The sequence below is a fragment of the uncultured Tissierella sp. genome, assembly GCF_902479755.1.
Taxonomy (GTDB): domain Bacteria; phylum Bacillota; class Clostridia; order Tissierellales; family Tissierellaceae; genus Tissierella; species Tissierella carlieri.
In genome coordinates, this window is sequence record NZ_CABSQO010000019.1 from 55066 (window position 1) to 70125 (window position 15060).

A 15060-nucleotide genomic window follows, 5' to 3' on the forward strand; every position below is an offset into this window, starting at 1 on the left:
TATCTTATCATATATCATATATTATGATGCTAAATTTCCTCTTATAGATTTTTCTGCAGCATTTATCTCTGGTTTTGTCATTCTTTCTGTTATATTTCTGTACTCGATAAAAAGCTGTTTCAAATTGTTCTTCAGTCATAAACAATACCCCTTCTTATTTAATTGTATCTTGTTTCCAATTAAAAAACATTAATATATTAAGTGATTATACTAATGTCTTTTTATAAGTATGATTATTATATTTACTTTTTATTTTCCTCTACTTCCCATTTGTTTTGGTGAAACTTCCATTAGATTCCACCTATTTTTTCAATCTATCTATAGTTCTAAATATTGATATGTCCTATCTTGGCTTAGGTTAGCTTATAATACTACAAACATATTTCTTCTGATCCCTTATATCTCCGTCAATTAACATTGTTATTTTTTCAAGATTAACAGGCTGTAAGATAACACTTGCTATTTTGCCAATAGATACTGGGTTATTAATATCTATCTTTTGAACAACTGTTACATCTGAAAGCACTGCATATGGTATAGTTCCTGCTTTATCTCCAACTCCACTCCTAGCATAAACTGCTAATTGATATAACATATCTCTAGGTAAATTTCTATCCCATAAATCCCTATATTTAGCATCTAGCAACTTTACCACATTACCATTTTTCATAAGAGCAAAATCTGGTCTTGGTGTTGATGAACGTCTTCCCCTTGGGTTGTGTGCTAGAGTATAATCCAATAGTATTTAATTCTTTCCTTATTATCCTATTTTATAGCATACTAATAAAGTAAGTTAGTTGACTGGCACTGATATCTTAATTCAAGAATTCACAATTGTTTATCAAATGACTTTAATTTTTTCTAAAATCATCAATAAATCTAGAATTACCATCATCATCTATATACTTCCAAAACTTCCATCCATTAGTGGATGTATTTGTTTTACCACTTAAATCTTCCTTAGCCTTATCTGCAGCCAGAGATACTGAATAATTATTTCCCGCATAAAAGATATTCTGTGTATCAATATTAAAGGTTGCTTCAACCTTATTTCTATAGTAATTTGCATGAATCTTTATAGTACCAGTATTTTTTATAATAGGCTGTTTATAAAAGTCATCAAATATTGCTTTTTCTTTAGACATTACATACTTATCAATTAAATCCATAATTAGATTTGCTCTAACTTCTAAAAAATCAGTATAAAAATCATCATATAAGCCACTTAGTATATCTTCTGGTATCAAATGATATTTTAAGCTCTTATCAAGTGCAGGATTGTTCAGTTTTAGCTCTTTTAAATAAATTGAAGGAGCTTTTTTACCAATCTTGATATTTGTTATCTTAGGAATTAATGTTCTATTTGCTACACTATCTATTAAGGAAATAGCATTTTCATCATCCTTAAAAGAAGTTTTTAAATACTCAACTGGGAATATATGGTGATCTTCAATTTTATCATAAATCGTCAATTTATTACTATTCGGCCAATCAATAAGCCCACCAGCATCAAAATTAATCATATTTAAGATACCCTTATAAACTACACTACCCTTTTTATTAAATGTTAGAATATCGTCAGCCATCATTTGAATCTTTAATCTAGTAAAATAAGATCTATCGCTTATTTTTTTATTTCTTGCAATATTGCTTAAAGCTATGGAATCTTGGATAATTACTTCATTTGAACCTGAAGAATATCTTTGAGACAAAATTGAAGCCCAATACCAATATTTAATAAAATCCAGTTGTTTCTCATCCATTTGAGAAAAGTCATTGCCTTTTAATTCACGTAAAAACATAATCAAAGGTATTATCATATTTTCATATGGCATCCAAGATTGAGATAAGATAAAATTACCTTTATACAGAAAATCTAAAGCTTTTTTATAATAATTGCAAACTTCATTCCAATATTCTACGAAATGCACATAATTTAAACTACCTAATATATATGACCTATTAACCTCCTTCCCATTACTCACAATATATGCTATAGCTCTTACTATGATTTCCCGATTAAATACATAGCCTGTATCAGCAAAGGCAACCTGTAACTCTTCAACCTTCTCTCTTAAATTAAATCCTTTATATAGTTTGGCTGCAAGTATATCAATAAAGTTCAACTGAATACCTTTACTATTACTTCTCTCAAAGAATAATGAAAATTTATCAGTATTCATATTTAAAAGGTAATAAGAAAGTAGTTTCTCACTGGATAATAGTGAATCAATTTTCTTACATACTATTAAATACCTTCTGAAATTAGATATCAATTCATCATCATCCATCCCAGCAGTAAATGTTAAATTATCAAAGTAAGTCTTTCTAATATCATCCTCAAAAAGATTATCTATTGCTATTTTGTATGCATGAGATATGTTAATAGATAATCTTTCATCATCCTCTTGTCCTCTAAATTCGTATATTAGTTCCTCAAGACTTCTATCTTTAAAATCAGTACTTTGAACATCATCATCTAATTCTTCATCATTTCTTATAATTAACCACACTTCATCAATACCTTTTAATGCTCTATACAAAGATGTAATTCTTTGTTGCCCATCAAGTACAAGTCTAAAATTATTTATTTGAGTTTCACTTTTAATTTCTTCTTTACTATATGATTTAATCTTTAATTTAGCTCTGCTTCCAATACCCTTCCTTGGTCTTTTATCAATTTCTCTAACCGTAATTTCAAAAGAAGGTTTTCCATAAATAATTGCACCAATGAAAATATCTCTTACTAAAGAATCAAATAAATCATATGTTTTCCCTATATCCCAGACAAAATCTCTTTGGAACTCTGGCAAAACGATATTTCCTTTATCTACATCATTTATCAAAGACTTTATTGATTCTGTTCTTTGCGGATCGATCATGTTTCCCCCCCTGTTCTTATCTACCTCATCAAATAATCCTGATCATCCTCAGCCACCATATCATAATCCATTCCGGTCATATACACATTCCCACACATCTTCTCAGCCTGCCTCATAACAACCTTAAGGGCATTTTTTGCTTCTTCTGGTGGGTAATCGTATTTTGCAAGAAGTCTTTTTATTATTCTTCTCATACCAGCTTGAGCACTTCTTCTTATGCTCCAATCGATGGTAATATTATTTCTAATAGCTTGAGTCAATTCTTGAGCAATTTTCTTTAAAATCTCATCATCCATGGATTTTCTTACTGCATCGTCAGCTGTTAAGGCATAGTAAAATGCTATTTCATCTTCACTAAGGCCTAGTTCCTTTTCTTCTTCATTTGCTTTCTTTATCTCGTGAGCCATTCTAATTAGTTCCTCTATAACCTCAGCATTGGTAATAGCTTGGTTACGATATTTATTTAAAGCTTTTTTTAGTTTCTCTGAAAACTTTTCAGATTTAACTAAATTAGTTCTTTCCATGGATTTTATATTACCTTCTAAGAGTTTCTTAAGCATTTCTACTGCTAGATTTTTTTGTTTCATCCCTCTAACTTCTTCTAAGAACTCCTCAGATAAGATAGAAACCTCTGGTCTTTTAAGTCCCATAACATCAAATACATCTATTACATCTTCAGAAATGATAGAACGCTCTAGCATTTGAGCTAACCTAGCTTCGATTTCTTTTTTTGACTTTCTTTGAGTACTTTTTTCTTGAAGCTTAGATAAACTAGCCTTCACAGCTTTGAAATAGCTTACTTCCAAGGCCTTTTCCTTTCCTTCATCTGTGGCAGCACATAAGGAATGAGCCTTTGCCAGTTCTATAGCAATATTTTTAAACTCTTTCTGCTCTTTTTCTGGTTTTCCAAGGATAAAATCCATACCGCCAGTAATAGCTCTGATTCTGTCCGCTTGTGATGTACCCATATATTTTGAATAATCGTAGCCATGCATCATATCTTGAAGTATTTCAAGTTTCTCAAGCATTATAGATATGGCTACAGAAGTATCAATACCTGTGTTTTTCTTATCTGAATCCGTATATTGTTTTAATGCTCTTTTTAGACTCTCGAGAATTCCAAGATAATCAACTATAACTCCACCTGATTTATCTTTAAATACCCTATTGACCCTTGCAATTGCTTGCATTAGATTGTGACCTTTCATAGGTTTGTCTACATACATGGTATGCATAGAAGGTACGTCAAAACCTGTAAGCCACATATCTCTAACTATTACAATTTTTAATTCATCATCATTATCCTTCATTCTTTTAGCTAATGTATCTCTTCTTTGTTTCCCACCTACATGCTTTTGTAATTTTTCATTATCAGCTGCAGAGCCAGTCATTACAACCTTAATTTTCCCCTTATCTAAATCATCACTATGCCAATCTGGTCTTAATTTTACAATCTCATCATATAAATCAACACATATTCTTCTACTCATACAAACAATCATAGCTTTACCATCTATGGTCTTAGAATTTTCTTCATAATGCTCCACTATATCTTCAGCTAATTTCTTTATTCTATTAGGTGAGCCAACTACCGCCTCAAGCCTTGACCATTTAGCTTTGTTCTTTTCTCTTTCAAAATCCTCTTGTCCCTCAGTTACTTCTTCAAATTCATCATCTATTTTTGTTAATTCCTCATCATCAGTTTCCAGTTTTATAATCCTATTTTCATAATAAATCTTTACAGTTGCTTCATCTTCTACAGCTCTTGTCATGTCGTATGTATCTATACAATTTCCAAATACAGCTGTTGTAGAGCGATCCTCTAAATCTATAGGAGTTCCAGTAAAACCTATAAATGAAGCATTAGGCAGCGCATCCCTTAAGTATTTAGCATAACCATATTTCACTTCTCCCGTTTTAATATCAGTTTTAGGTTCTAATCCATATTGTGACCTATGTGCCTCATCAGCAATGATAATTACATTTTTTCTGTCCGTTAAAACTGGCATATCTCCATCTTCTGGTGTAAACTTTTGAATAGTAGTAAATATAATTCCACCAGATTCTCTATCGTTTAATAAATCATAAAGTCCGTTTATTTCCTTTGAGTTGTTTCCTAATTGTTGAGATTTTTGAGCTTCAGTAAGTTTCCTTACATCTGCTTGCTTTGGTGTTTGCCTCAATATATCCTCTGATTTTGCAAAGGTTTCAAATAGTTGGTCGTCTAAATCATTTCTATCAGTAATGACAACAATAGTCGGATTGTTTAGTTCTTTCACTAATCTTGCAGTATAAAACACCATGGAAAAACTTTTTCCTGAGCCTTGAGTATGCCATATAACTCCTATTTTTCTATCTCCGTCTTCACTAGTAGCTTCTTTAGTTTTTTCAATGGCTTTCTTTACAGCAAAATATTGATGATAAGCTGCCATTATCTTGATAATAGTCTTCTTATCCCCTATTTTATTTCCATAAAAATCTTTCTCTTCTTCCTTAGATTCTTGGAATAAGATATAGTTTTCAATAATATCCAGTAACCTTTCCTTAGCAAGCATACCCTTAAATAAAACTTCGTACTGAGGACTAGAAAATGGTTCTATAGTTTCACCATCAATACTTCTCCAATTCATAAATCTTGCTTCATTTGAAGTAATAGTCCCTACCTTAGCATTGATACCATCAGATAAGATACAGAAGGCATTATAGTTAAATAGTGATGGAATATCCTTTTTATATGTCTGGATCTGATTAAATGCCTCTTCAATACCTACATTTTCGTCACTAGCTGATTTTAATTCCACTGCAACTAATGGAATACCGTTGATAAATATAATAAGATCTGGTCTTCTCTCTTCATTTTCAACAATAGTAAATTGATTGGCTACTAAAAATTCATTGTTATCTATATTATGAAAATCAATGATATAAGCTCGTTTAGTTCTAATATGTCCATTCTCTTGATAAGATACTTCCATACCTTCAACTAAAAGCTTATGAAAATATCTATTGTTTTCTTCTAGCATTGGACTATTGAAGGTAATTATTTGTCTATAAGCCTCTTCCAATGCTTCTTCTGGTAAGTCTCTATTTATTCTAAATAATGCATCCTTTACCCTTTGCTCTAATATAACTTCACGGTAATCCTTCCTCTCTGGATATTCTCCATCACAAGATATATCTGGAGCAAATTTATAGTCATAACCTAATTCTTGTAAAATCTCTATGGCAGCTTGTTCTAATGATTCTTCAGTGAAATTCAATATGATTTCCCCCTTTCGGACTTTTACTATTTAAACAATTTCTTGAATAATTTAAATATATCAAAGGTAGTTCTATTATAAACCTTGCTATATACATATTTCTTAGGATTTCTAACCCATTCATATCCTCTAGGCATCTTAAATCCTCCACAGTGGACTATTTGCCTTTTGATACTTGTTCTTGCTGCTATTCGTTTGTTTAGGCTAGGATTTCTTGGTCCAAATTTCACAGGATCTTATCCTTCTCTAATGGGACACGAAGTTCTCCTGACATTAGTTTTGGGAGAAGGGTGTCTCGGAGGCCGGATAGAACTTGGTTCTCTGATTCTCTAACCTCTATTTTTATAAAAGCATTACTAATTATATTTTTAAATTTATCTAAAATACTTTTTTCTGGAATTATAGAAGGAATTTTATTCATTTCACCTCCAGAAATTTCTTTAAATGTTGATCCTGATGCTCTGTTTTTAATAACTTCGATATTCTCTCTTAGCCAACAGTAAATAAATTCACTACTAAAACCTTTAGAGATTCTAGGCACTATTGATTTAAAACCTTGATTTGTTGTTATTTCATTCTTAGATATAGCTATGTATCCTATAGGTGCTCTTGAACTAAATAAAACAGTTCCCTTAGGCATTTTTCTTACGCTTGTACTTTTATAAGCCTCTTCAGTAATATCAAGTGCTCCTCTACTAATAAACAAATTCTTATTCTCTGATAAATCTTTTGGTGTAACCCATGGTATCCCTTTTTCTACAAAATACTCCTCTTTTTTCTTTGAAGGTGTTGCTCCACCAACCACATCTCCTAGTTCTTGTATAGTTCCAACTTCCCACCCCTTAGGAATCATTCCAAGTTCACTTTCAACCATTTCACCACCACTAGATTTATAAGGCTCTTCATTTTCATTTGGAAATTCAAAATCTATAAACCAATGCTTAAAAATAGTTTGAGCCATCTCCTCTAGTTTTTTATTAATTTGTTTATTAACTTCAATTTTTTCATCTAGAGTTGAGAGGACATAGGCTATGGCTTTTTGTTCTTTGAGAGTTGGTAATTTAAATAATGTATTTTCAATTACATCTTTTTGGGCTCTCTGTCTTCCTGATGTTCCTGTCATAGACTTTATAGCTGTTTCTCTAATCATAGGAGATATAGCTAAATAATAAATGAAATCATTTACGGTATGTTTAGGTTTCTGTCTCAATACTATAAACTCAGTTGACCCGAAGCCTATTTCATTACCGTCTAAAATAGTTACTTGTGCAGTTTTTCCGTTCTCTAAACATGGTGTAATTCTAGCTAATAACGTATCTCCATTTCTAAATTTAGTTCCACTTTTATATTCCGTTACCTCAAATCCTTCAATTTTCCTTTGAAAGGAATTCAACATTTCCATTCCTATTTTTTTAGAAATAGTACCCTTTTTAATAGTTTCTGTTGGATTAAAGTCTATAACATCCCCTAATCTAACTTCTTCCCACTCCCTACTCACAACTCCCACCTACTTCCACCAAAACATCAAGATTCTTCGCTAAGCTCAGAATGACAAGATCTTTTCCAATTGTGAATTGTGAACTGTGAACTGTGCATTGCTTAAACCTCATACCCAATCCCCCCTAGATTCTTCCTTATTTCTTCCTCTAGGCGTCTTGACTTAGCAAATAGCTCAGATAGTTCAGATGTCAAATTCTCCATCTTCTCCTCAAAAGGTACTCCATCATCTTCTACTTCTTCGATACCTACATATCTTCCAGGAGTCAATACATATTCATGCTCCCTTATCTCATCAATTGTAGCACTATAACAAAATCCCTTTATATCTTCATATCCACCATAAATTGCAGTTTCTTCAGCAACCATAGGCAATAAGGATTCTTCACTGCGTTCAAAATGACAGGTGCTAGATCCTTCAATAACTTCAGGATGACTATCCTTGTTTTTCAATTGTGAATTGTGAACTGTGAATTGTGAATTGCTTACATTTCTCCATCCATGATAAGTATCAGCAATCTTCCTTATGTCCTCTTCCTTCAACTCTCTATGTCTTCTATCAATCATTTCACCAAGATTTCTGGCATCTATAAATAGTACTTCTCTTTCTCTACTTCTATATTTAGAATTGTTTTTCTTGTTTCTATTTAATATCCAAAGACTCACTGGTATTCCTGTTGAATAGAACAATTTATCAGGTAACGCTACGATAGCATCTACCAAATCTGATTCAAGTAAATTCTTTCTGATTTCCCCTTCATTTGAAGTATTAGAACTAAGGGAACCATTGGCTAGTACTATTCCAGCTACTCCGTTTTGTGCCAGATGATAAATCATATGTTGAAGCCATGCATAGTTGGCATTTCCTTCTGGTGGTGTTCCATATTTCCATCTTACATCATCTATTAATCTTGCTCCTCCCCAATCACTGATATTAAATGGTGGATTCGCTAAAATATAGTCTGCCTTCAATGTTTTATGCAAATCATTATGGAAGGTATCATCATGATGTGGTCCTAGATTAGCATCTAATCCTCTTATGGCAAGGTTCATTTTACAGAGTTTCCACGTAGTAGAGTTAAGCTCTTGTCCATAGATTGATAAGTTCTCAACTTTTCCCTGATGTTCTTCAACAAATTTCTCAGATTGAACAAACATACCACCACTTCCACAGCATGGGTCATAAATTCTTCCTTCATAAGGCTCAATCATTTCTACTAGAGTCTTAACTACAGATGTAGGAGTGTAGAATTCTCCTCCACTTTTACCTTCTACACTAGCAAACTGACCTAAGAAATATTCATAGACTCTTCCCAATAAATCTTTTTCTCCATTTTTATGAAGTTTTATAGTTGATATAAGGTCTATTAATTCTCCTAATCTTCTTTTATCTAGCTCAGGTCTTGCATATCTTTTATCTAGTACACCTTTTAATGTTGGATTTTCTTTTTCTATTAAAATCATTGCATCATCTATATATTGTCCTATTTTAGGGTCCTTTGCATTGTCTTTGATATAATCCCATCTTGCTTCCTTCGGAACCCAAAATATATTTTCATATGTATATTCATCTCTATCCTCTTCAAAGCCTTCTCCTTCTTCTACAAGCTCATTATATTTAGTTTCAAACTTATCTGAGATATATTTTAAGAATATAAGCCCTAATACTACATGCTTATACTCACTAGCATCCATACTACCCCTAAGTTTATCTGCTGTTTTCCACAGTGTTTCTTCAAATCCAATATTTCCTGTTGACATTAAATCTCCTCCTAATTCTAATAATTATAATCATCAAATACTTCAAATATATCTTCTTCAAATTCATCCTGCTCTGGTCCAGTGGCTACCCAATCTGGTAACACTTCATAATAATGTGCTAAGGCTTCTATAGTCTTATGAAGAATAACCTCATGCTGAACTTTTTCCAACAACTCTACAATTAATTTATAGGTATCCATATAGGGATTATTATCTACTATATCTAGTGCCTCTTTAAATCTAGATACTAGCTTTGCCTTTTCAATATCTCTTTCTATTGTATTGATTTCTTCTTTATCATAAACTGGAACTTCTACAATATCGTTGACTTTTCCTATCATAAATTGTTGCTCATGTTTTTTTATAACTGGTTTTAGATCACTTTTTAACTTTTCTTTTTGAATTTCTAATTGATCTATTTCATCTAATTCCCTAGTAAAATACTCTCCTTTTAATCCAAATAGTTCTTCCAGTATAGGTAGATATTTTTTAGGAATATTTTGTTTTCCTTTAATCCACATATTTATATTTTGTTTTCTTATACCAAGTTTTTCTGCCAGTTCTATATGCTGCATATTATACAGACTTAAAATATATTCTAATCCTATCAAACATCCACCTCCATTTTTGTTTTATTGTCTCTGTCAATATAATTATATTATACTTCTATTAATTGTCTTAGTCAATATTATAAAGAAAACATTTTTAACTATGGTATTATCTATTGCATTCGACACAAATTCCTAATTTCCTTCTTTTTTTATTATTTATATCAATATTCCCCCAAAATTCTCTACTACATCAGCTAAAGATACCTTTTTGATAAATTCAAGAATTATTCCATAAATACTTTTCTTGTATACAAATATTGCCCCACCAATCCCTAAAATAATTTCTATAGTATTATCTTTTTCTATTGTTATACCTATTTCATTTACCTTGCACACTTTAAAAACAGTACCACCTGAACCTGTATCTAAAAGTACATTGTCTAAAGACATACTTTTCCTTTATAAATAAGAGTAACTTTCCAAAATAGTAGTCCTTATTTAAAATCTAAATTAATCATACTTTATTAAATAAAAAATGCTCTTTTCTAGCTAGCCTTACTTAGGATATTGTTAAAAAAGAGCACAATATTTTCAAGTTAAAGATTATTATTTCTACTTTTTCTTACCTTTTCTTTTCTCAATACTTCTTATGGTTTTCTTCTTACCTGAATCTTTATTCCATCTAAAATCCTGTTTTTTATTGATTTGCTCATTACTGTTATTCCTGTTAGTCTTGCCCTTTACATTATCTTTTACAATTTTTCTTTTCTTTAGATTCATTCTTATTTTGTTTTCTATTGAAATTAAGTCCTGTTGATCCCTAGGCGTAACAAACGTAAAAGCCTTTCCAGTTTCACCAGCTCTACCTGTCCGTCCTATGCGGTGAATATAGGATTCTGCATCTTCTGGTATATCATAGTTAAAAATATGGGTTATACCTTCAATATCTAAACCACGGCCGGCAACATCTGTAGCAACAAGAAATTGTAGTTTCATATCTCTAAAGGAATTAATTACCTTTTCACGTTTAGCTTGACTGAGATCTCCGTGTATTTCATCCGAATTATATCCACGGTTTCGTAAATCACTGTTAAGAGCCTTTACACGTCGCTTTGTTCTACAAAAGATTATTGCCATAAATGGTCTTTCTTCATCTATAACACTACAAAGTGCGTCTTGCTTTCCCCTATCTGTAGTTTCTATCACTACTTGCTTTATTTCATCTAATGTTACCTTTTCACTCTGTATCTGTATTTGGACAGGTTCCTTCATATACCTAACAGCTAAGCTACGAAGTTGCTTTGGCATTGTAGCGGAGAACAACATGGTTTGACGTGTTTTTGAAGTTTTATATATTATTTCCTCTACATCTTTTAAAAATCCCATATTTAGCATTTCATCGGCTTCATCTAAGACAATCATTTTCACTTGACCTAAATCAATACTTTTTCTTCTCATATGATCTAATAACCTACCTGGTGTTCCAATAACTATATTAACACCCTTATTCAATTTCCTTAATTGTCTCTCAACATCTTGACCGCCATAGACTGCTAATATACTTATATTCTTAGCTTGTGTCAGCTTCTTAGCCTCATTAGTTATTTGAATTGCTAATTCTCTTGTAGGAGCTATAATTAAAGCCTGTATACATGGTTTTGTGATATCAATTGTTTCCATAATTGGTAGCATAAAAGCAAAAGTTTTACCAGTTCCGGTATGTGCTTGTGCTATTACATCTTTTCCCTTTAACAACTGGGGAATAGCTTGTTCTTGAATAGGTGTCGGCCTAGTAATTCCATCCCTTTCTAGCACTTTCTCCAGTTCCTTACTTATTCCAAGTATCTTAAAATTATTTGTCATTATATTATTACCATCCTTTTTATATTGTCATTGATATTTCCAAGTAAGTTTATCCTACTAAAATCTCTATCTTTCAATAGTAAACCCTAACTAATAGCTTTGTAAAGCTAAACTTAATTTATAGATTGTAAAATGATCCATTAATATAATTATTCTTTCTACTATAATTTATTGTAAAAAACAAACACCCTAAAATTTCATTCTAAGGTGCTTTAAAGAAAATATTAGCTAGCTTCTTACGTAAAATATTCAATCCTAGAATTGCTAAAGTTTTTTTGAATAATATCAGAAATATAATCTTTAATCTCACTGCTTTGTTCTTTTGGATAAACATATTTAAACTTTCCATAAGGCCCCCATTTCAATTGCCTAGTTTCTTCATTAATATCAAGTTCAGTCTTAGGAAATCTTGTAAGTATGAGTTCTTTAGCAGTAGCTGTAAATCTATGTTGTATCAATTCAAAGGTGATCTCTTCTTTATAATCTCCTAATTGAGATTTTAACTCATTAAATAATTCCCTATAATCATCTTTCCAATTATTATATATCATAATGGGAGCAATAATAAAACCTATAGGATATCCTGAATTTGCAATTTTACATGCTGCTCTCATCCTTTCTTCAAAGCTGGCAGTATTATGCTCAAATTTATTTATTATATATTTAGTATTGATACTAAATCTAAATTTAGTATGCTCATTATGATTTATATCTAAAAAAGAATCTACATTATCAAATTTAGTAATTACTCGAAGTCTTCCCTTTTCACTATTCCCAAAAAATTCTATACATCTTTTAAGATTCCCAGTTAAGTGTTCAAGAGCAACAGGATCAGTAATACTTCCGCACTCAAAAGTAGTTATATTAGGTAAATTCTTATCTATATGTTCTTGGATAACATTGATTATCTCATATATATTTACAAATACTTTCATAAAGGGTTTCTCCCCTTGTGTAGTTTGTAGATAACAATATTCACAATGTCCTGGACATGAACTCGATAGAGAAAATTGATAATCTGCTGAGGGACTACAAGGTCTTAATTTTTTTTCTTTATTTACAGTTAAATAAATTGTTTTCTTTGCTTTAGCATAATTTTCAGAAGGTGACTTACCCTCTATTGAAACTTTTTTGCTCTCAATTATAGGAATATTTAATTTTTCTAATTGCTCTTTAGCAAATTTCCCAACATCATACTCTAAGCTTTTAGGATCAATATAAGCTCTGTCTGGTATAAATAATTTCACTTTATTCACCTCAATAAATATTGTCTCCTTATATCTAATATGTATAAAAGGTAAAAATGGGAAATCTATAATGGAATTGCCATATTTATTATATTGGCTTTGAAGTTAATCTCCCAAACATTTCCTAATATTTATATTATTTTTGCAGATACTAATTGTGAAAATATATATAAGGAGAGATGAGTTCATGACTGTAATGACTAAATTAGAAACTGCTTTAGCAGGCGCTAAAGGGTTAGCAGCAGACTTAAAAACATTTTCTTTAGATACTGATGATCAAACTGCAAAACAAATGTTTAATAGTCTAGCTTCAAATGCTGAAAATATGGCTCAAATGTTAGAAAACAGAGTAAATTATCTAAAAAATCAGGAGCCTCAATACGACCAACAACAATAATAAAAACTATTCTAAAAAAACTTCTATAAGAAATATATAGAAGTTTTTTACTTTTATTTATTATCAATTATATAAATATTCTATTATGGATAACCTATATTGAGAAAGGATGATATTATGGATATAAAAAAGATTTTCTTCGAAGGAGAAAAATTAAGAGTATTAGAATTATTTATTAGAACTTCAATATTGTATTTCACATTATTTGCATCAACTAAGTTAATGAAGTTTTGCCAGTTTAGCATAGTTACTCCGTATAATTTTTTAATGGCAGCCGTAACTAGCAATATTGCCGCATCACGTATAGTTAATCCAAGATCCAGACCAATTGATGCAATTTTAATAATAGTATTATATTCATTAATACATTTAAGCATTTCTTATCTATATTTAAAAGCACCCTCTATAGTCACACAAAAACCAATAATCTTAATTAAAAATGGTAAGATCATAAAAGAGAATCTTTTTAAATCAAACCTAACAATAGATAATTTATTTTCAATATTAAGAGAAAAAGATGTCTATGATATTGAAAGTGTAGAATATTTACTTGCTGAAGCTATAGGAAGTTTTAGTATAGCTATAAATAATAATAATCTTCCACCAAAAAAATTAGATATAGGTATAGAAACTTCAAAGGACATTTTATCAGAAGTTATTATATATAAAGGGAGAGTTGATGAAAAAGTTCTTAGTAAAAATAAATTAGGCTATAAGTGGATGGAAGATCAACTTAAATTGATGAATATAGATAATATAGATAATATTTATCTTGGGATTTTGACTCCAGCTAAAAAATTATATGTGAATTTATAAATTAGGAGGATATTTTATATGAATGTTTTTGGAGTTATAAAGAATATTTCCTTATCAGAGTATTTAATCAGAACTTTGGCTGTGGGCATAATATCATTTTTAGTAGGACGATTTATAATGAAAAGAGCCATAAATCAGTTTACTGCTTATGATTTTACAGTAGTCTGGATACTGGGAGCTATTATAGCAGCTCCTTTAATAGACGGAGAAATTTCTTTTACATATATAATAATTCCGTTATTGACTTTATTCTTTTGGCACTATATAGTAAGTCTCTTATCTTTTAAAAATAGAAATTTAGGATTGTTTTTTAACGGCAAACCTATAATTTTAATTGAGGATGGCAAAATTATTAGAAAAAACTTTAAAAAACAATTTATAAATATTGACTTGTTTTTGAGTCAATTAAGACTTAAGAATATTTTTGATATTTCAGAAGTAAAATATGCGATTTTAGAACCCGATGGACATTTAAGTGTTATAAAAAAAGAGCCAAATAGATATATTACTCCTGCAGATCTTAATCTAACTGCTAAACCTATAAGTTTACCTGTAGTAGTCATCAATGATGGAAAATTATTTGAGGAAAACTTAAAAAATTTGAAATTAAATAAGGAATGGCTTATGAATAACCTTAGCATGTATGATATAGATGATGTCTCTAAGGTCTATCTAGCTACTATAGATAATTCTAAAAAATTATATATAGCTAAAAAAGATATATAATTAGTAAATTGGCATCAATATTAAAAATTATATTTATCATTTATGAGTATATTTTTTATG

14 protein-coding genes are annotated in these 15060 nt (G+C 30.5%); 3 read left to right on the plus strand and 11 right to left on the minus strand.

The genetic code is table 11. The features are described from left to right. Positions 1 to 7: 7 nt before the first annotated feature. The 11 genes from RDK80_RS11315 to splB form a co-directional block, all read right to left on the minus strand. A complete protein-coding gene (locus tag RDK80_RS11315; RefSeq protein ID WP_255374302.1) occupies positions 8 to 139 on the minus strand; it encodes a hypothetical protein in 132 nt (43 codons plus the stop codon). Positions 140 to 358: 219 nt separating this feature from the next. Then, a complete protein-coding gene (locus RDK80_RS11320) occupies positions 359 to 739 on the minus strand; it encodes a hypothetical protein (RefSeq protein ID WP_216555428.1) in 381 nt (126 codons plus the stop codon). A 112-nt stretch (positions 740 to 851) separates the two neighbouring features. Beyond that, on the minus strand, positions 852 to 2882 hold the full coding sequence (locus RDK80_RS11325; RefSeq protein WP_308524332.1) for a DUF262 domain-containing protein: 2031 nt from the start codon (positions 2880 to 2882) through the stop codon (positions 852 to 854). A 20-nt stretch (positions 2883 to 2902) separates the two neighbouring features. Next, complete coding sequence (locus RDK80_RS11330) at positions 2903 to 6142, minus strand: type I restriction endonuclease subunit R (RefSeq protein ID WP_308524333.1); 3240 nt, start codon at positions 6140 to 6142, stop codon at positions 2903 to 2905. Between the two features lie 26 nt (positions 6143 to 6168). Next, positions 6169 to 6372, minus strand: coding sequence for a hypothetical protein (locus RDK80_RS11335; protein ID WP_308524334.1), 204 nt, complete (start codon positions 6370 to 6372; stop codon positions 6169 to 6171). After that, positions 6369 to 7649, minus strand: coding sequence for a restriction endonuclease subunit S (locus RDK80_RS11340; RefSeq protein ID WP_308524335.1), 1281 nt, complete (start codon positions 7647 to 7649; stop codon positions 6369 to 6371). Before RDK80_RS11340 ends, RDK80_RS11335 begins: the two co-directional genes overlap by 4 nt. Before the next feature lie 92 nt (positions 7650 to 7741). Next, positions 7742 to 9400 (minus strand): class I SAM-dependent DNA methyltransferase, encoded by a 1659-nt coding sequence (locus RDK80_RS11345; protein WP_094900184.1) that lies wholly within the window; start codon positions 9398 to 9400, stop codon positions 7742 to 7744. A 17-nt stretch (positions 9401 to 9417) separates the two neighbouring features. Next, positions 9418 to 10011, minus strand: a complete 594-nt coding sequence (locus RDK80_RS11350; protein ID WP_094900183.1) for a helix-turn-helix domain-containing protein — start codon at positions 10009 to 10011, stop codon at positions 9418 to 9420. Positions 10012 to 10167: 156 nt separating this feature from the next. Continuing rightward, a complete protein-coding gene (locus tag RDK80_RS11355; RefSeq protein WP_308524336.1) occupies positions 10168 to 10401 on the minus strand; it encodes a hypothetical protein in 234 nt (77 codons plus the stop codon). Between the two features lie 162 nt (positions 10402 to 10563). After that, a complete protein-coding gene (locus tag RDK80_RS11360) occupies positions 10564 to 11814 on the minus strand; it encodes a DEAD/DEAH box helicase (RefSeq protein ID WP_308524337.1) in 1251 nt (416 codons plus the stop codon). Positions 11815 to 12050: 236 nt separating this feature from the next. Further along, the gene (splB, locus tag RDK80_RS11365; RefSeq protein WP_308524338.1) at positions 12051 to 13061 is read right to left on the minus strand and encodes a spore photoproduct lyase; all 1011 of its coding nucleotides are present in this window, start codon (positions 13059 to 13061) and stop codon (positions 12051 to 12053) included. A 187-nt stretch (positions 13062 to 13248) separates the two neighbouring features. Here splB and RDK80_RS11370 point away from each other — a divergent pair, with 187 nt between their 5' ends. The 3 genes from RDK80_RS11370 to RDK80_RS11380 all read left to right on the plus strand — a co-directional run bounded on the left by RDK80_RS11370 (position 13249) and on the right by RDK80_RS11380 (position 15000). Continuing rightward, positions 13249 to 13458, plus strand: coding sequence for a DUF1657 domain-containing protein (locus RDK80_RS11370; protein WP_094900179.1), 210 nt, complete (start codon positions 13249 to 13251; stop codon positions 13456 to 13458). A gap of 117 nt (positions 13459 to 13575) precedes the next feature. Continuing rightward, positions 13576 to 14274 (plus strand): YetF domain-containing protein, encoded by a 699-nt coding sequence (locus RDK80_RS11375; protein ID WP_308524339.1) that lies wholly within the window; start codon positions 13576 to 13578, stop codon positions 14272 to 14274. A gap of 18 nt (positions 14275 to 14292) precedes the next feature. Further along, positions 14293 to 15000, plus strand: a complete 708-nt coding sequence (locus tag RDK80_RS11380; RefSeq protein ID WP_308524340.1) for a DUF421 domain-containing protein — start codon at positions 14293 to 14295, stop codon at positions 14998 to 15000. Positions 15001 to 15060 lie beyond the last annotated feature (60 nt).